This is a genomic window from Ignavibacteriota bacterium, from assembly GCA_016218045.1.
GTDB lineage: Bacteria > Bacteroidota > Ignavibacteria > SZUA-365 > SZUA-365 > JACRFB01.
In genome coordinates this window covers 211316-230885 of record JACRFB010000059.1, presented here as the reverse complement: position 1 = coordinate 230885, position 19570 = coordinate 211316, and the positions used below count along the sequence as shown (strand labels likewise).

Below are 19570 nucleotides of genomic sequence, written 5' to 3'. Positions count from 1 at the left end.
TCACAGTGCTGTGACGGATCGACGGGTGTCTCTGAATACGGGGCGGTTGCGGGTTGCGGTGTTAATAGTATGGTCGACCGGTGCGGATTCCCGATATGGCACCGATCTATGCTGCAGTGTGGGATTGATGAAGCGCTACAACCTGTGTCACATGGTACTGTTTGGGGCGGAAAGAGTCAAGTTTATCCGCTATCTACCGCATTTGATGGCCGGAAATGGTATCAGCGCGTGATACTTTTTTCTTGGCGAAATGAGGTAAAGGGGTAAAGAGGTAAAGGGGTAAAGAGGTAAAGGGGTAAAGTGGTGGAAGCGGTATCTGTTCGTTGGTGGTGGCGTTGGTGCGAAGGCAGGACCGGATGTTCTTTCGCCTTTTCCCTGTGAGCGGATCGTGATAGTTTTTGCCGTTCGGGTCGTAGCGGCCTGATCCCATCTCTTCCTCTACATTTTCTTTCCAAAGGAGGTCTCATGCGAGCAACTGCCGTGCTGCTGTTGTTGACCGTTGTTGTGTTGCTTGGTTGCGGCGGTGACGATCCGGTTGCTCCACGCGAACCCGTGGTGTATGCCTGCGGTCCCGCCGGACTCATCGCGGTTGTGGAGAACAGTGACGGCGAGAGAGGATCGGCGTTGGAACTCGCGTTTGAGATGCGGAGGCCGCAGGTGCTGCAGGTGCTCGGCGGAATTCTGGGAGTGGATACAGCGGCGATGCGCGGCATGTTGCTCAACGACATCCTCGAGGCGTATGGCGAACCGTGGATGATCGGCGAACTGGAAAAGGTTGCTGAGGGACGCTACACAAGCTTCTGCGCACTGACCGATGGCAGCGCGCGGAGCAGCATCCTGCTGGATTCCATCCGGGCGATGTCGTCGCGAGGTCTCGCGGTCGATCTGATCTTCGATCTGCACTCCGATGGTCCCACTCTCCTGTTCAGTGATGGGAGGGCGGCTGTTGCGGATCTGGCAGCGGTTATCAGCCGCGAACGGCTCGGCGTCCGCGCTCTCTATCAGACATGTTGTCACGCGGCAACTGCTATTGCAACCTGGGAAACTGCGGGTCTCGCAGCCGTGTCAGGAGCACCCGGCGTCAATAATATTACTTTGTACTCACCGATCGCCTTTCTGCGTACATGGACGGGGGGCGCACGATTTTCCGATGCCGTCGACCGCGCGTTCAACATCGAGCTGGATACGTTGCGCCATTATTCCACCATCATGCCCGAACTGCTCTGGCTTATGTCCGACGAAAATCTGGCCAGCAGCCGCCAGCGTTGCGGAGGATTAAAACCGGAGCTGCTGTGGGTAGAGAAGCTAGGAACTGGGAGCTAGGAGTTGGGAGTAGGGAGTGGGGAGTTGGGAGTAGGGAGAGCGGGACAGCGGGAGAGCGGGACAGCGGGAGAGCGGGACAGCGGGAGAGCGGGACAGCGGGAGAGCGGGACAGCGGGAATTCCTCGGTGCGTTCAGCATTGCCTGCGCGAGGTTCGCCTTCCGGCGGTTTCTTTAAAAGATGTGCTGGTCCGATAATTTCGTTCTTCCCCTCTCGTTCCCAGTTCCCAGTTCCCCGTTCCCCGTTCCCCGTTCCCATTCCCCGACGCCTCTCGCTTGTTTTTTTCCAGGCGCGCATCCAAATTTCATTTTCTTCACCCGCCCGCCCATTCTCATTCCGGAGTGACTCATGAAGCGTTCGTACTTATTGCTTGTTGTCTTCCTTCTGGCTTCCGCGGCGTACGCGCAGGTACGGATCGAGAATTCTGTCGCGACTGTCCCCACGGCCGTGCCCGCAGCGTCGCCGTTGACGCGTATGGCGGCCCCGCTCGGCACGCAGCCGCCCGCACCCGCGGCCGGCACAACCGTCGCCATGAAGTACCACGATATCACGCTGCCGCGCTTCAACTGGCAGATGCCGCGCGATTACGGTTCGTTCATGAACCTTATGCTGTTCCAGCGCTTCACGCTGCCGAACAACGCGGGCTTCCTCGATTCCATGCAGGTGTTTATTTCGGCGCTGACGCCGGGATCGGTGTCGTTCCGTGTATATCCCGCGGTGCCGGCGAATTTTGGTTCGTCCACTTTTTATGTGCCGCAGTTCTCACCAGCCATCGATTCGCTGTTCATCCCCTCGACGGCCATCGCGCAGAATGCCTGGAACACCATCGTCTTCAACGGCAAAACTGTTCCGAAGGAATTTTTTATCTCCGTCGAATTTACGCTCACGGGCGGCACCAACAACACGGTGACCGTCGCGGGCGACTTCCACGAACTGCCTGCGCGCACGCTCGAGAAAACGCGTGTGATCATGCTGAACACCTCGGGCGGCGATCTGCAGCTTGCTACACTCGACAGCACACTTGTCGAGTCCGGCACGCAGAAACCGATTTTCTCGTATCTGTATATGACCGCGTTCGCCGACACAGCCACGTCGAATCCGTGGCCGAAGATTGTGACCGCGGCGAAGACCAAGGGTTTTGTCGGTCTGGAATACCGCTACGATCTGCACGCGTCGGGTAATCCGCGGCCCACGTACCGCATCGTCACAGGTCCGCAGTCGATGACGATCGATCATAACACGGGAGCGATTCGCTGGACCCCGGGCGCATCCGACAAGGGGAATCAGTCGGTGACCATCGAGGCGATGAATACAAACGGAACGGACAGGCAGAGCTACACCATCGTTGTCGCCGATCCGACCGCGCCGAAAATCACGTCGTACCCGAAACGTATGGCCCTCACCGGTGAACCGTACTTTTATAATGTGACGGCGACGGGCGGTCCGGATCCGACATTCAAATTGCAGGCATCGCTGCAGGGTATCACCATCGATCCGCTGACGGGTCAGGTGACCCTGGTGCCCACAGCGCAGCAGGTAGGCGAACACATCGTGGGCATTACCGCCACAAACGATGTGGGCAGTGATGTGCAGAGTTTCACACTCAAGATCGAGTCCGTGGCATACGGCCCGCAGATCACCTCGCAGGCGCGTACCGCCGCCACGGTGAACGTTCCGTACACGTACCAGGTGTCGTCGCTCGGCAATCCGCAGGCGACGTATTCGCTGCAAGTGTTTCCGCCTTCGATGAAGATCGATGCCAACTCGGGGATTATCACGTGGACCCCGACGGCGGAGGGGCAGGTGGACGTGAAGGTCCGCGCGGAAAACCGCCTCGGTATAGACGAGCAGACGTATAAGATCACCGTAGGCAGCGGGGCGATACTGCCGGTGTTCACCCGCTCACCGCGGATAATCGCCGTTGCCGGACAGCTCTTCCGTGACACGATCACCGCGTCAGGCACACCCGCACCAAGGTTCTTCCTCAAATCCGGGCCGCCGACCATGCGTGTAGATTCGGTGTTGGGCATCATTACATGGAGTCCGGCACGAGACGACAGGGGCAGCAATGCCGTCACGCTCGAAGCGCGTAATTCCGCCGGTAGCGTCGAATTCCCGTACGCCCTTTTTGTCCAAGCAAGCCCGCGCATCACCAGCACGGAAGTCTTCACCGCCACTATCGGCAAGCCGTACAGCTATCAGGTGACGGCCGAGGCCGAGCCCGCACCCACATTCAGCATGACCGTGGCGCCCACGGGTTTGATAGTCAATCCCACAACCGGACTGATCACGTGGACTCCGGTAACAGGGCAGAAGGGCCGGCACAACGTGACCGTCACCGCTACGAATCCTGTGGGCAAGGCCGACCAGGCCTTCACCATCGACGTGTCTGATCCGGTGGGTGTGGAAGGTCTCGTGTCGGAGCAGGGCTTTACGCTTTCGAGTGTGTACCCGAATCCCGTCTCTGTTTCGAGTGCCGCGGCGTCCTTCGATTACACCGTCCCCTCCGCGTCACAACTTCTTGTGACGATCAGCGACGCGGCCGGCCGCACGGTGTCGACCGTCATCAACAACAGCGTTGAAGCGGGCACACACCGCGCGATGTTCGAGACGGCGGCCCTGCCCGCGGGCGCGTACTACGTTACGCTGCGCGCAGGCGCGGTCACATTGACGCGTCCGTTCAACATCGTGCGCTGATTCCCCGGCGCACACCGCGTACATCCTTCGATACAGAACGCGCGGCCTTCGGGTCGCGCGTTTTTTTTCGGGCGTGGGAAAAAAGAAACGCCCCGCGGAGTGTGCCGCGGGGCGTTGGTTCTATGCAATCGTTTGCGGTGTGTGCCGGGTTAGATCTTTGTGACGTTGACCGCCTGGAGACCCTTCGGACCTTCTTCCACTTCGAACTCGACCATGTCGCCGCCGTTCAGCTTGCGGAAGCCCTTGCCGTTGATCGAGCGATAGTGAACGAACACATCGTCACCCGACTCACGCTGAATAAATCCGAAACCCTTGGTCTCGTTGAACCACTTGACAGTACCTTTTTCCATGACTGTCATCCTTCGATTGAGTGTTACATAGAGGAGCAGTGTTTTCCAGTGTCGCGGACCCGGTATGCGCTATCAGCGCGTACCCTGCCGCGCTGTGTGTGTTGATGTGACACGGGTACCACAGCACTGGAGTCCAGCGTCATCAACCCTCAATCGAACCATCAAACTAACAGCGGAAAACATGAACCACGTTGGTGAATTATGCAGCGATAACTTACACGGATTTTCAGGCAAAGGCAACAAAAAAAAGCGAAAATGAAAAGAATTTTCTCGTCCGATTTGTTTAGAACGGGCGAAAAACCAATGTTTGCTCACTCCGCCGCGCTCGGGCGCGGACGATTCGCACAAAAAAGCACCGCCATGAAGTCTCGCCTTGTCACCGCCGCTCCGCTGTTTTTCGTCCTTTTCTGCGCCTCCTGTTCCACGATTGACGAATCCGCCATACGGCAGGAAATCACCGAGACGCTCACAAAACAAGCCGACGCGTGGAATAATGCGGATCTCGACGGATACATGCGTGTCTATGAGGAATCGGATTCTGTACGTTTTGCATCGGGAGGGACGGTAACCTTCGGCTGGAAGACGGTCCGCGACCGCATGAAACGGGCGTATCCCGATGCCGAGACCATGGGCACCCTTGTCTATACCGACATCGACATCAAGATACTGAACGACGAAGCGGCGCTGGTTTTTGGCAAGTGGATACTGCGACGCAGCACCGACACGCCGTAGGGACTGTTCACGCTTCTCGTCCGTCGCACAGAGACGGGATGGAAGATTGTTGCCGATCATACTTCTTCCGCGTCGCGCGGATAGGGAACGGGAGAGCGGGACAGCGGGAGAGCGGGACAGCGGGACAACGCAATAGTGTCTCGCTGAGCTTGTCGAAGCGCGACGGGACACCGGACAGCGGGACAGCGGGAGAGCGGCCGAAGGCCGCAAGAAAAAACCTCCGTTTCCTCCGTTCCTCCTGTGTGCTGTTTTCTTCGTGCAACACTCTGTGGTGCGACAGCGGGAGAGCGGGACAGCGGGAGCGGAACAACGAAATAGTGTCACGCTGAGTCCCGCGAAGCGGGAAAGCACGACGGGACAGCACTTTTATGAGTACACCTTCCGTGGAAAATTCGGAAGAAGCGGTTGTGTTTTTGTTAGTGTGGACTTTTACAACAAACGTGCATTATCTGTCTATTATCGGCTTGGTGAGATCGTATTTGTCCGAATATGGGCGGATATTTCGGTGGGTTTTTCTTTTTTTCTTGTTTCTTAGTGGTTGATACGTGAAATTTGTTGCTATCAGATGTTGGTGTTCCATCACATCGTCGTAGCACGCACCTTGTTTCAACCGCACCTCCTTTCCCTTTCGCTGTTCCTCCCCGCAGAGTATTTCGTTTCATCTTCCACATCGATGGAAGCACACTCGCACGCCCGGTTGCATCGCAGCCGCGGCGTGTTCGTGTATTTCTGACACACGAGTCCGATTCTCTTCCTCCAGGAAACATTCTCCATGCACTCACATTCAAGCAACACACTCGCGGACACCATCGCCGCGATGACGGGGCAGGACCCCGCGCAGTGTTATCAGTGCGGCAAGTGTTCGGCGGGCTGCCCGGTCCGACCGTACACCGACTGCGCGCCCAATCGCGTTGTGCGGCTCGTCCAGCTCGGCTTCGACGATCAGGCACTCGAGGCGGCCATGGCCTGGCTCTGCGCCGGATGTATGACGTGTTCCACCCGCTGTCCGAAGGAATTCGACCTGGCGGGATTTATGGACGCTGTCAGGCAGCTCGCGCGCGCTCAAGGCAAAACGGCGGCGGAAAAGGACGTGCAGAAATTCCATGCCGCCTTCCTGCACCAGATCGAGCAGCACGGACGCGCATACGAGATGGGGCTTGTGGCCGAATACAAACTCGCGTCGGGTCACCTGATGCAGGACGTCGATGTCGCGCCCGAAATGTTTCTGAAGGGAAAACTCGCCGTGTTTCCGCACCGCGTCCATAATCCCGCCGTGATGAAGCGCATCTTCATCCGCGCGAAAGAGGAGGGCACACACGAATGACACTCGGATATTATCCCGGCTGCTCGCTGACGGGCACCGCGAAGGAATACGACCGCTCGCTGCGCGAAGTGCTTGCCGCACTCGGCGTCGAGATGGAGGAGATCGACGACTGGTCGTGCTGCGGCGCGTCGTCGGCGCATGCGACAAACCACCTGCTCTCGGTTGCCCTGCCCGCGCGCAATCTCCTGCTTGCGGCGAAACAGAAGATGGACGAGGTGATGGCGCCCTGCGCGGCCTGTTACAACCGCCTCGTCGCAGCCTCGCACGAAATCGCCACACGACCGGGCATGCGCGAAAAGGTCGAGTACGTGCTCGAGGAGCCCTATCACGACGGCGTGCGTGTGCTCAACATCCTGGAACTGTTCGGACGCATCGGCGCCGATGTGGTGAAGGAGAAGGTGACGCTGCCGCTGGACGGACTGAAGGTCGCCTGTTATTACGGCTGCCTGCTCGTGCGTCCCTCGGCGGTGCTGAAGTTCGACGACGCCGAGGCGCCGGTGAGCATGGAAGCCATCGTGGCCGCGACGGGCGCGAAGACGGTTGAGTGGAACTTCAAGACCGAATGCTGCGGCGCCGCGCATTCGATCGCACACACCGGCATCGTGATCGACCTCTCGAAAAAAATCCTCGACGACGCGCGCGCGGCGGGCGCGGATCTGGTGCTCGTGGCCTGCCCGATGTGCCACTCGAATCTCGACATGCGGCAGCGCTCGATGCGCAAACGCGACAGCGCGCATCAGGATCTGCCCGTGCTCTATCTCTCGGAACTCGTCGGACTCGCGCTCGGCATGGAGCATAAAAAGCTCGGGCTCGATCTGCACTTCATCAACCCCGCGCCTGCGCTCGCAAAGGCGTCGAAGAAGGAGGCAGTCGCATGAAAATCGGCGTCTTCATCTGCCACTGCGGCGAGAACATCGGCCGCACCGTCGACTGTCCGTCCGTCGCCGCGCAGTGCGCCACCATACCCGGCGTGGCCGTGTCGGTCGATTACAAATACATGTGTTCGGATCCGGGCCAGAACCTCGTCATCAACGCCATCCGCGAGCATGGACTCGACGGCGTGGTGGTAGGTTCCTGCTCGCCGCACATGCACGAGAAGACCTTCCGCAAGGCCTGCGCGAACGCGGGACTCAATCCGTTCATGTTCGAAATGGCGAACCTCCGCGAACATTGCTCGTGGATACACGACGACATTCCCGTCGCCACGCAGAAGTCGGTCGATCTCGTCCGCATCGCCGTCGAGAAGGTGAAACGTAATCAGCCGCTCGAACCGATCCGTGTGCCCGTGACCAAACGCGCGCTGGTGATCGGCGGCGGCATCTCGGGCATACAGGCGGCGCTCGACATCGCGGGCGCCGGATTCGAAGTGGTGCTTGTCGAGAAAGAACCGTCGATCGGCGGTCACATGAGCCAGCTCTCCGAGACCTTCCCCACGCTCGACTGCTCGCAGTGTATTCTCACGCCGCGCATGGTGGAAGTGTATCAGCACCCGAAGATCAAACTTATGACCTATGCCGAAGTGGAAAAGGTCGAGGGTTTCATCGGCAACTTCTCGGTGACGATCCGCAAGAAAGCGCGCTCGGTGCGCGAGGATCTGTGCACCGGCTGCGGCGATTGCGTGCAGAAATGTCCGATCAAGAAAAAGGCCTACAGCGAATTCGACGAAGGTCTCGCTTTCCGACCCGCCATGTACGTGCCCTTCCCGCAGGCCGTGCCGAACATCCCCGTCATCGATCGCACGGTGTGCACCTACTTCAAGACCGGCAAGTGCCAGGCCTGCGCCAAGGCCTGCGGCCGCGAGGCGGTGGACTTCGAGCAGCAGGACAGCTTTGTCACCGAGGAAGTCGGTTCCATCATCGTCGCCACGGGGTACAAACTGTACAGCATCGACAAAAAACCCGACGATTCGAAGTACAAAGGCTACGGCGAGTACGGCTACGGCTTGTACAAGGACGTGATCGACGGCCTGCAGTTCGAACGCCTTGCGAGCGCTTCGGGTCCGACCGCGGGTGAAATACTTCGTCCGTCGGACAAGAAGGTTCCGAAAAAAATCGTGTTCATCCAGTGCGTCGGTTCGCGCGACGAATCGAAGGGCATCTCGTACTGCAGCAAAATCTGCTGTATGTACACGGCGAAACACGCGATGCTGTACAAACACAAGGTGCATGACGGCGAGGCCTATGTGTTTTACATGGACGTCCGCGCGGGCGGCAAGATGTACGAGGAATTCGTGCGCCGCGCCATCGAGGAAGACCATGTGAAATACGTGCGCGGTCGCGTGTCGCGCGTGTATCAGCAGAACGGCAAATACATCGTGCGCGGCGAAGACACCATCGCGGGCATGGCCGTCGAGATCGAAGCCGACATGGTGGTGCTCGCAACGGCCATGGTGCCGCAGCCCGAATCGGGCAAGCTCGCGCAGACGCTCGGCGTGTCGTACGACAGCCACGGCTACTTTGTGGAAGTGCATCCCAAGCTGCGTCCCGTCGAAAGTTCGACGGGCGGCATCTTCCTGGCGGGCGCCTGCCACTCGCCGCGCGACATTCCCGAGTCGGTCTCCATGGCGTCGGCCGCTGCGGCGAAAGCCCTCGTGCTGTTCGGCGCCGACATGCTCGAGCGCGAGCCGGTTGTTGCGAAGGTCAATGATCACACCTGTGCCGGATGTTTCTACTGCCAGAAGGTCTGCGCCTACAACGCTGTCGAACGCCGCGAGATCCGCGACCGCCAGGGCAACCTGAAAAAAATCGTCGCCTACGTCAACGAGGGGCTGTGTCAGGGATGCGGCACGTGTAATGCGACGTGTCCGTCGAAGTCCGTCGAGCTCATCGGTTTCAACGACGAGCAGATTTGGGCGGAGATTCAGGCGCTCGCATGAGAGAAAGAGAATTCAGAATCCAGAATCCAGAATCCAGAAGTCAGAACATCTACGATGTCGATTGTATCTGAAATGACGATGTACATCTGGACATGCGTATCCCGCATGTTTGCGGATCCAATATTCTGAATTCTGAATTCTGGATTCTGGATTCTCCAAGAAACCGACCACACGAACTATAGAATACCAACAATGTCCGAACCGAACTGGTCTCCAAAAATTGTCGCCTTCGTCTGCAACTGGTGCACCTACACCGGCGCCGACCTCGCGGGCACATCGCGCCTGAAGCAGGAGGCGAACGCGCGGCTCATCCGCGTGCCCTGCACCGGACGCATCGATCCGGTGTTCATCATCAAGGCCTTCGAAAGCGGCGCCGACGGCGTGCTCGTCTCGGGCTGCCATCCCTTCGACTGCCATTACAACACGGGCAATTTCCATGCGCGCCGCAGGTGGACCCTGTTCCGCTCGCTGCTCGATTTTGTCGGGATCGATCCGACGCGGCTGCATTTCTCGTGGGTGTCGGCCTCGGAAGGAAAGAAGTGGGTCGATGTCGTCAATGGTGTGATCGAGGAAGTGCGCCGCCAGGGGCCCTTCGAACAATACAGGATGATCAACTCACAGTTCCAGTTCCCGGCGGAGCTTGCCGTCGCGGAACGGAAGGAGGCAGCGCTCCATGCCTGACGTGAAGGATATCGCACGCGACCTGCTTTCGAGCGGCGCGGTGGAGGCAGTGATCGGGTATGAAGCTGCAGGGCCTCATCACACGCGTCCGTTGATCGCGCGCACCGCGGAGGAAGCGGAGCGCCTCGTCTTTAATCACAGCGCCCTGAATAATCTCGCGGTGTACTTGTCGCGCCAGAAGCGTCCCGGTGCCGGCAAGGTGGCCGTGGTTGCAAAGGGCTGTGACGCGCGCGCCATCGTGATGCTGATACAGGAACAGCAGATCGACCGCGACAGCGTCTTTGTCATCGGCGTGCATTGCGGCGGTGTGACGGAGACGATGGGACAGGACTGGGCGAACTGCGGCGCGGCGGCGAAGTGTATACACTGCACGGTGCAGGCACCCTTTTTTGCCGATGCGGTGGCGGGCGAAGCCGCGGCGTATGACAAGCCGGCCGATACAAAGGGCGCGCGGATAGGCGAGCTGGCGGCGATGTCGGCCGCCGACAGGTTCGCGTACTGGGCGGCCGAGTTCGACCGCTGCATTCGCTGTCACGCCTGCCGGCAGGTGTGTCCGATGTGTTACTGTGAACAATGCATCGCCGACAAGAACATGCCGCAGTGGATCGAGACCAGCGCGTCGCTGCGCGGCAACACCTCGTGGAACATCATCCGCGCCTTCCATCTGGGCGGACGTTGCGTGGGATGCAACGAGTGCGAGCGCGCCTGCCCGGCCGACATACCGCTGTCTCTCCTGAACCGCACGCTGGGCATGACCGCGCGCGCGGAATTCAACTACGTGGCCGGGATGGATCCGGCGTCTCCCACGCTCGTGGGCACGTACAATGCGTCCGACCGTGAAGAGTATATAAAGTGAGCGCCATGGAAAAGTATACAATCACCGCCGACAATCTTCAGGCCTTCGCCGACGGCCTCGTCGCGAAGGGCCACATCGTCATCGGCGAATCGCCAGACGGACGTGAATTCACCGCCGTGCGGAACGGCGAGGCGCTGCGCTTCCGCGCGGGCGAAACACCCACGAAGCTTTCATTCAAATCGCAGGTGTTTCCGAAAACGGAAGCCGTCTTTTACTACAGGAAGTCGGCCGACGATGTGGTGTTGTTCGAGCCGGAGCTCCCCACACACACCACCGTCGTGTTCGGCGCGCGTCCCTGCGACGCGAAGTCGATCGGCACGCTGTCGAAAGTATTCAACTGGGATTACAAGGATGAATACTTCAACACACGCGCCGACAACACGGTGATAGTGGGCATGCCCTGCACGTACCGCGATCAGCATTGTTTCTGCACGTCGGTCGGACTGTCTCCTGTCTCGATGGAGGGCTCAGATATTTTCCTCGAGCCGCAGCAGGGTGGCGGATACGCCGTGCGTGTACTCACACCGAAGGGCGCGTCGTTGCTTGCGCAGTTTCCGGCGCTGTTTGCCGACGGCACCGCGGTGCAAGATCAGCCCGCCGCCGCCGAGGGACCGGAAAAACGCTTCGATGCCGTGGGTGTGCGCGAGTGGATCCGCAACAATTTCGAGAGCGAGACCTGGAAGAGCTTCGGCGAAAATTGTGTCGGGTGCGCGCAGTGTGCGTTCGCCTGTCCCGTCTGCCACTGCTTCGACATTGTGGACGAGTCCGAGGGCTTCCTCGAGGGACGGCGCATGAAGAACTGGGACGCCTGCCAGCACGGTCTGTTCACCAAACACGCCTCCGGTCACAATCCCCGCGACGACCAGGGCAAACGTTACCGCCAGCGCGTCTCGCACAAATTCAGCTACTACCCCGAACGTTTCGGCGAAATCCTCTGCACCGGCTGCGGACGCTGCTCCCGTGGCTGCGCGATGGGGGTGGATATTGCGGAGATTGTTGGTGACATTCACGCGAAGTGTCAGTGACCTCGAAGAATCCAGAATCCAGAATTCAGAATCCAGAATATTGATGCGAGAACCAGCGACAACATTTGAGGATCTGATCGTATGGCAAAAGGCGCATGCGTTTGTCCTCCAAGTGTATCGAATGACGCGTCTATTTCCCAAAGAGGAACTATACGGCCTGAGTTCGCAATTACGCCGTGCATCCTCGTCGATTCCGGCGAACATCGCCGAGGGATTCAAGAAACGTTCGAAAGCGGACAAAGTCCGATATCTCAATATCGCTCAGGGCTCACTGGAAGAATGCCGGTATTTTCTGATTCTCACACGTGATCTCGGGTACAGTGAGATTGCACTTGCAAAGGAACTTCTCGAAGAAACCAGCAAACTCCTCGAATCATACATGTCGACAATACTTCGAAACGACAAATAAACGACCTTCTTCATTACCATTCTGAATTCTGGATTCAGGATTCTGAATTCTCACGTCAGCCGCCATGCCCAACCTCTATACTCCCCATCTCCTCGTCGTAAAAGACATCATTCAGGAAACCCCCGACACCACGACGTTCCGTCTGCAGTTCAAGGATGCGGTGGTGGCGGAGACATTTTCGTTCCGCGCGGGACAGTTCGCCGAGTATTCGGTGTTCGGCGAGGGTGAATGTACGTTCTGTATCGCGTCGTCGCCCACGCGGATGGATTATATAGAATGTTCGTTCAAACAATACGGCCGCGTGACGACGGCCATGCGGCGATTGAATGTGGGCGACGTGATCGGGCTGCGCGGTCCGTACGGGAATTATTTCCCGCTCGAGCAAATGGAGGGGAAAAACGTCGTGTTTATCGCGGGCGGCATCGGACTCGCCCCCGTGCGCTGCATCATCTGGAACGTGCTGGATTTGCGCGACCGTTTCAAGGATGTGACCATCGTCTACGGCGCGCGTTCGGTAAACGATCTTGTATACAAACGCGAACTCGAGGAGTGGGGCGCGATGGCTGGTGTCAAGACGGTGGTGACCGTGGATCCGGGCGGGGAGACGCCCGACTGGAAGGGCGAGGTCGGATTTGTGCCCACCGTAGTCGAGAAACTCGCGCCGTCGGGCGACAACAGTGTTGCTATCATCTGTGGTCCGCCCATCATGATCAAATACACCTTGCCTGTGATGCAGAAGCTCGGATTCACCGACGAAAACATCATCACCACACTCGAGAACCGCATGAAATGCGGCTGCGGGAAATGCGGGCGCTGCAATATCGGCAGCGTGTACGTCTGCAAGGACGGCCCCGTCTTCAACTACACGCAGCTCAAGGAACTTCCGGAAGAGTTCTAGGAAGAGAAGAACACGATCCCGGAACACGCCGGATCCGTTGCCAGCGGGTCCGGCGTTTTTTTTGGAGGAGATTGGAAGTAGGATTTAGGATCTAGGATGTAGGAGATAGAAGCTGGGAGAGCAGGACAGCGGGACAGCGGGACAGCGGGAGAGCGGGACAACAAAGTGGTGTCACACCGAGCTTGTTGAGGTGCGACGGGACAACAGGGGCGCATCGTGGTCTCTCGGTTCCTTATCACCACAATAAGGCGTATCTTCAGACAAAGAAGTAGCCTGTAGCAGTCTGCGCGAGTCGTGCATGTTCGATGGAGGCGGCGTACGAAAGAAGGGACGTGTCATGTACGGTAATCTTAACCGGAGCATGGCCGCGTGTGTGTTGCTGTTCGTCTGCACTGGTGTTGCAACCGCGCAACTCTCGGGCACAAAGACGATCAATCCCTCCGGAAGTGGCACTAACAACTATACTACGTTCGGCGCCGCTATAAATGCCCTGAACGCATCCGGCGTGGGAGGTACGGGTGTCACGTTTCTTGTTTCGGCTGGGGTGACGTTTCGCGAAACACTGCAGCCCATCACAGCGACGGGCACAATCTCGCGACCCATTGTTTTCGAACGCATCGGAACCGGCGCGAATCCCATCGTCGTGCCGGCTACACGCGGAATGCGCAACGGCACACAATTTGGCAACGGCGACGCGGTGATTCAGATCACAGGCGGCGACTACATCACCTTCGATGGCATCGACGCGGCCGACGACACGGTATCGTTCATTAATCACGGCCGCTACGAGTACGGGTATCTGTTGAGGAAGGCCAACGCATCGAACGGGTGCAAACATGTCACGATTCGGAACTGCACGGTCACACTAGCAAAGTCGAACCGGTACGCGACCGGTATCATGATTTCGAACATGGTGCCGACCTCCGTCGCGACAACATCCACCGACACAACAGCGGTCGGTGTCACTGTCGCCAACGAGGATGGGCGGCACGAGTCGATCTCCATTCAGGGCAACACCATTGTTAACGCCCTGGTCGGCATCGGAGCCCGTGGCTACAACCAGGCGGTCGCTCCGTTCAACCGATATGATCACTTTGTGGAGATCGGCACCGTGACGGGCAACACCATCACGGGTTTCGGCTACGGATCCACCACGGCACCGCACGGAATCTATGCGGTGTATCAGGATTCCATGCGCATCGCCTACAACACGATCGACGGTGGTGATGGCGCAACAACAAATTGCTACGGCATACTCGCCACCGGCAGTATCTCCGCGCGTCTGTGGGTGGAAAACAATACCATCACGGTCACAAGCGACGGCACAACATCGAGTCTGATAGGTCTCTCGGTGAATTTCAGCGGCGACGGCAGCCGTATCGACGTGTACGGGAACACCATCTCCGGCTGCAGTTACTCCTCCGCCACATCGGGTGCGCTCTACGGCTTCTTTAACGCGGGAGCTGTCGCGGTACTCGTTGTGGACAGCAATCGCATCACCAACAACAGTCTTGCAGGTACGGGCATGATGTACCTGCTGTATCTCGGCGGCAGCGGCGGTCTGACACATGTGCTTGCCACCAGAAACACCGTCAGCGGAAACAGCAAGACCGGCATCGCCGGAAACCTCTATTGCGTGTACGCGGCTGCCGACACACTGCGCCTGCATCACAACCTGATTGGCTCGAATCTGCACACAGTCGACACAACCGCGGGATACACCTATGGCTACTACAACAATGGATCCCCGATGTTGGAGGAACTCGACAGCAACAGATTCGAGGACCTGAACGGCACGCTGTGTTACGCGGTGTACTCGTCCACCGTATCGAAACCGCGTCGGGTATTTCGTGGTGATACAATTACAGCGTTGCACGGCCGCATTGGTACGAACGGCATCACTCTGCTGAACAGCTCCGTTGCCATAGTCGAGGATTGTCGCATCACCAACTTCACCAATTCGGGTGGTGCCTACGGGCTCTCCTTCAGCGGTGATTCCGCGATCGAGATTCACCGGAACCAGATCAGTAATTTTGATCTCGGTGGCGCCGTCGGTGTGTGGTGGAACTACACATGTAAAAGCATCACCGTCACGCGGAATCTTATACGAGACCTGAACGGGAGTGGCGTTAATTCGTTCGTGCAAGGCATCCGAGGAGAGGGTGGAAACGCCACAATCTCGAACAATATTGTCGCGGAACTCTACGCACCGAACATGTCGCCCTCGTACGTCGGACCTCTGCTTGCCGGAATATCGGTCACCGGCACGCGCGCAGAGCTCCTGTACAACACCGTGTACCTCGACGGATCGTTGAGCGGCGCCAATGCGTCAACAGCCGCGGTGTTTGTGGACGACAGCACGCGGTACACAGCGAAAAACAACATCTTCATCAATCTCGCCGGACATGGAAGCACATCGGGCACCGCCTCGGCATACCGCCGGTATGGCTCAGTGCTGAGCAGTTACGACAGCAGTTCGAACAACAACCTGTATTATGTCGGCACACCTTCATCGACACGCCTGATCTTCACGGACGGGACAAATGGCGACCAAACACTGGCTGCGTTCCGCGCCCGGGTTGCTCCGCGCGACACGCTCTCACTCAGCGGTCTGCCGCCCTTTGTCAACATCAGCACCACGCCGTACGATGTGCATCTCGACACCGTGCGCGTGAACATGTGTGAAAGTGCGGGCATCGCGGTGGCGGGAATCACGTCCGATTACGACGGACAGACGCGGCAGGGCGCCTCGGGGTACGGTGGTACCGGCACTGCGCCCGACATCGGAGCCGATGAAGGGAATTTTAATCGGTCCGACAACGCGGGTCCGGAGATTGTATATAATCCTCTGCCACCCGGCGCGGCAACCTCGACGCGACCCTTTACGCACGTGTCCATCACCGATCCGAGCGGTGTGAGCGGATTGAGCGGTACGCGCCCTCGTGTCTATTTCAAAAAGAGCACCGAGACAAACGCACTGGGCAACAACAACAGTGCGTCCGACGGGTGGAAATGGGTGGAGGCGACGGGAACAAGCTCGCCGTATTCCTTCACGATCGACTATTCGCTGCTTTTCAACGGCACAGGCGTGTCTCTCGGGAATGTGATACAATACTTTGTGGTCGCGCAGGACAGCGCCGCGGTTCCGAACGTCGCCATCAACGCGGGCACATTCGCAAGCGCCCCCGCATCGGTGGCATTAACCACCGCCGCGTTTCCGATAGGAGGCACGCCGCACTCCTACATCATCGCCGACACCATCAGCGGCACGGTGACTATTCCCGGAACATATCCATCGCTCACGGGCAGCTCCGGCTTTTTTGCGGACATGAACAACAAATCCCTCATCGCGGATCTCACCGTGCTTGTACGGGATTCATTGTTCGAGGACGGCGCCGTGGCGCTGAACACCGTGGCACGGACTCCCGCGACGGCCGCCTACACCATCACTATTCGTCCGGACACCGCGCGTGTGCGTGTCATCCACGGGTCGATGTCAGCAAACGCGATGCTGCGTCTCAATGGCGCCGACCATGTATCGTTCGACGGCCGATACGCCAATGGAGGACGGTACCTTCGTCTCGTGAATGCCGCCACGGCGCAGTCCGTGCTTTCGTTCGTGAACGATGCCTCGCGTAATACCGTGCGCAACTGCATTGTGGAGGGCCGCAGCAGCACCGCCGCACTGCTGCACATCGGCGCGGGCACATCCACCGGCAACGACAGCATACTCGTGAGCGAGAATCTATTCCGATCCCATATCTGGAGCGATTCCGCACACGCGGTGTGTATATATGCAGGCGCGTCATCCTCGGCAAAGAATTCCTCGACAATCATTGTGGACAACGAGCTGACGGATTTTTCATACCGGGGCGTGTGGCTTGGTCCCGCGGGGAACGGCGACGATTGGACCATTGCGGGCAACAACTTCTACCGGCCACGCAGTACTGTTGTTGCGGGCGAACTCTCCGCGATTGTTTTGGAAGATGGCGGCATGGGGCACATCGTGCACGACAACAGTATCGGCGGAAGCGATTCGAGCCGGGGCGGTGCACCGCTCGCCTCGTCGACCGCCGTGCGGGGCATTGTGATCGCGGCAGGGAACGATCCCGGCAGGCCTCCCGTGAGTGTGCAGAATAACCATATCGGCAACATCGCTTCCCGCGGCGCTGATTCGTGCATTCTTCTCGGCATCACCGGAGGCAAGGCGGTGGTCGGGACCGTAAGCGGGAATGTGCTCGGCGGTGGATCGAATCCGTGTGATACCATTTCCGTCGGCGCAAACGCGGATCTCCTTTCCATCACATCGAACGACACTGTTTTTGTCGAGAACAATATCGTGGGTCATGCGGTGTATACTGTTGGAGGCGACGCGCGGCTTACGGGTATCGCGGTGAGCGGATCAGGCGTGCTGCAGGTAAACGGAAATACCATTTCCGACCTCGAATCGAATACAAGCGGATTGAGTGTCACTTCCTCCTCGCAGCCACTCGCGGGCATGCGCATCCGGGGGGATGCCGTTCTGCGTATCGAAAAAAATACCGTACGCACGATACACAACAGCAGCACCACATCCGCGCCGAGAGGCGCATACGGGCTTGTCGTCACGGGTGCACGAACGGGCAGTATCATACGCGGCAATCGCGTATACGATGTCGGCAGCGACAATCAGTACTCCGGCGTCAATGCACCTTCGGTGACGGGTATACAGATTCTCGGAGGACGCGGGCAGTATGCCAACAATCAGGTGACACTCGGCGAGGGTTTCGGATACGACACACGATTCAGGGGCATCGATCACGCATCAGATTCCCTGTGTGTGTTTCTCCATAATACCGTTGTGATCACGGGCGCAGCCGGCGGGGCGGCGACACAAGCGACACACGCGTTCCTGCGCAGTGGCAGCGGCACCACGCGGCTGCGTAACAACGTCTTCATCAATGGCCGGCAGTCGAGCGGCTGGCTCGACTACCATTATGCGATAGGCACGGCTCAGACGTCGGGATGGATGGGCAACGCCTGGGTTCCGGCGCTGACGTCGAACCATCAATTCCTTGCAGCGCGCGACACCACACGCCTTGCGGACTGGGCGGGCACTCCGCTCGCATCACACGCCTGGAAAACAGCAGTCGAAAACAACGACGTGGCGACATTGACCGCTTCGGTGGGAAGTCCGAGTTCGACATCGCAGATTTCCGTGACGGATCTGTTCCCGGCAGTCACTACGGGCAATCTCGCAGTGGACACAACGCGATGGACGTGCTGGTTCCTGAACGGAAATGGAATTGCGGGAGTGGAATCCGATACGCTCGATGCGGATATCGACGGGCACTGCACACGGCTGCGCACGCGCGGATACGGAACCGATCTCGGTTCCGATGAATTCGGGACTTCGGTTACACCACCCATGCTGCGGCAGGAGGGACTGCTTGGAACCGGACAGATGACGACGTACACGCTGGGCGGCCGGACGATGCTGGAACTCCTCTGGGGTTCAAGCGGCACAGTGCCCGACTCCCTCCACGCGCGCGTACGCACCGGCACAACACCTCCCGCGGTGACGCAGGGTGCGCACGCTTCCGCGTACTGGAGCATCGATGCGTGGGGGGGAAGCGGCTACACATACGAGCTGGTGCTGCATTATACACCCGCCATGCTCGGTTCGATTGCCGCCGAGGCCGACGCGCGGCTGGCCCGGCGTTCGGGCGGTGTATGGACACACCATGCCGCATCCACCATCGACACTGTTGCGCGGACAGTGCGCCAGGGCGGCATGACGGCGTTCTCGGACTTCACATTGAGTGACAATACCAGTCCGTTGCCCGTCGAACTTGAATATCTTCGCGCGCGATTCAGCGCGGGGCGTGTGTCGCTGTCGTGGAGCACTCTCAGCGAACTGAATGCACTGCGCTACGATGTCGAGCGCCGAAGCACCGGCGGTTGGATGTATATCGGGACCGTACCGGCGAGCGGATCGTCGGACATCCGCAACAATTACGTATTCGAGGATACCCAGCTACCGCCCGCGGAGGAGTATGTGTACCGCCTTCGTATGGTGGACCGCGACGGGACTTTCGAGTATTCGTCCGAAGTGCGCGTCGCAGTTGCCTCGGCCGGTTTCCGCTTGTACGCGGTGTATCCGAATCCCTTTCACGAACGCACCACCATTACCTTTGCGCTTCCCGTGGAGGAGCATGTTGCGGTGCGTCTGTATGATGCCGCTGGGCGTGGAGTACTCACCGTGTACGAGGGGCTGCTTTCTGCTGGCACGCACAGTTTTCCGGTGTCTCCCGGCAGACTGCCGGCTGGTGTGTATCGATGCAGCGTCGAAACGCCGAGCGCGCGGCGCACGGGTCTGCTGCTGAAAGTGAAGTAATACCACGTTGGAGGCGCACTACGTGC

General features: G+C 58.9%; 13 protein-coding genes. 12 read left to right on the top strand and 1 reads right to left on the bottom strand.

The window, feature by feature from the left end; genetic code table 11:
- The first annotated feature begins 465 nt into the window (after positions 1–465).
- Both HY962_15805 and HY962_15800 read left to right on the top strand, forming a co-directional pair.
- Positions 466–1323, top strand: coding sequence for a hypothetical protein (locus tag HY962_15805; protein MBI5648396.1), 858 nt, complete (start codon positions 466–468; stop codon positions 1321–1323).
- Between the two features lie 346 nt (positions 1324–1669).
- A complete protein-coding gene (locus tag HY962_15800; GenBank protein ID MBI5648395.1) occupies positions 1670–4018 on the top strand; it encodes a putative Ig domain-containing protein in 2349 nt (782 codons plus the stop codon).
- 149 nt (positions 4019–4167) lie between these two features.
- On the opposite strand, the gene HY962_15795 is transcribed toward HY962_15800, so the two are convergent.
- Positions 4168–4368, bottom strand: a complete 201-nt coding sequence (locus HY962_15795) for a cold-shock protein (protein ID MBI5648394.1) — start codon at positions 4366–4368, stop codon at positions 4168–4170.
- 360 nt (positions 4369–4728) lie between these two features.
- Between HY962_15795 and HY962_15790 the strand changes: the two genes are divergently transcribed.
- The 10 genes from HY962_15790 (at position 4729) to HY962_15745 (ending at position 19544) form a co-directional block, all read left to right on the top strand.
- Positions 4729–5100 (top strand): DUF4440 domain-containing protein, encoded by a 372-nt coding sequence (locus HY962_15790; GenBank protein ID MBI5648393.1) that lies wholly within the window; start codon positions 4729–4731, stop codon positions 5098–5100.
- 772 nt (positions 5101–5872) lie between these two features.
- The gene (locus HY962_15785) at positions 5873–6424 is read left to right on the top strand and encodes a 4Fe-4S dicluster domain-containing protein (GenBank protein MBI5648392.1); all 552 of its coding nucleotides are present in this window, start codon (positions 5873–5875) and stop codon (positions 6422–6424) included.
- The gene (locus HY962_15780) at positions 6421–7302 is read left to right on the top strand and encodes a CoB--CoM heterodisulfide reductase iron-sulfur subunit B family protein (GenBank protein MBI5648391.1); all 882 of its coding nucleotides are present in this window, start codon (positions 6421–6423) and stop codon (positions 7300–7302) included. Before HY962_15785 ends, HY962_15780 begins: the two co-directional genes overlap by 4 nt.
- Positions 7299–9299 (top strand): CoB--CoM heterodisulfide reductase iron-sulfur subunit A family protein, encoded by a 2001-nt coding sequence (locus HY962_15775; protein ID MBI5648390.1) that lies wholly within the window; start codon positions 7299–7301, stop codon positions 9297–9299. The genes HY962_15780 and HY962_15775 overlap by 4 nt, the downstream gene beginning before the upstream one ends.
- A gap of 192 nt (positions 9300–9491) precedes the next feature.
- The gene (locus HY962_15770; protein ID MBI5648389.1) at positions 9492–9980 is read left to right on the top strand and encodes a hydrogenase iron-sulfur subunit; all 489 of its coding nucleotides are present in this window, start codon (positions 9492–9494) and stop codon (positions 9978–9980) included.
- Positions 9973–10836, top strand: a complete 864-nt coding sequence (locus tag HY962_15765; GenBank protein MBI5648388.1) for a 4Fe-4S dicluster domain-containing protein — start codon at positions 9973–9975, stop codon at positions 10834–10836. The genes HY962_15770 and HY962_15765 overlap by 8 nt, the downstream gene beginning before the upstream one ends.
- A gap of 5 nt (positions 10837–10841) precedes the next feature.
- On the top strand, positions 10842–11861 hold the full coding sequence (locus HY962_15760; GenBank protein ID MBI5648387.1) for a 4Fe-4S dicluster domain-containing protein: 1020 nt from the start codon (positions 10842–10844) through the stop codon (positions 11859–11861).
- Between the two features lie 43 nt (positions 11862–11904).
- The gene (locus HY962_15755; protein MBI5648386.1) at positions 11905–12270 is read left to right on the top strand and encodes a four helix bundle protein; all 366 of its coding nucleotides are present in this window, start codon (positions 11905–11907) and stop codon (positions 12268–12270) included.
- Positions 12271–12334: 64 nt separating this feature from the next.
- Positions 12335–13168, top strand: coding sequence for an FAD/NAD(P)-binding protein (locus tag HY962_15750; protein MBI5648385.1), 834 nt, complete (start codon positions 12335–12337; stop codon positions 13166–13168).
- Between the two features lie 337 nt (positions 13169–13505).
- Entirely contained in the window at positions 13506–19544 is a 6039-nt protein-coding gene (locus HY962_15745; GenBank protein MBI5648384.1) for a right-handed parallel beta-helix repeat-containing protein, read from the top strand.
- Positions 19545–19570: the final 26 nt, after the last annotated feature.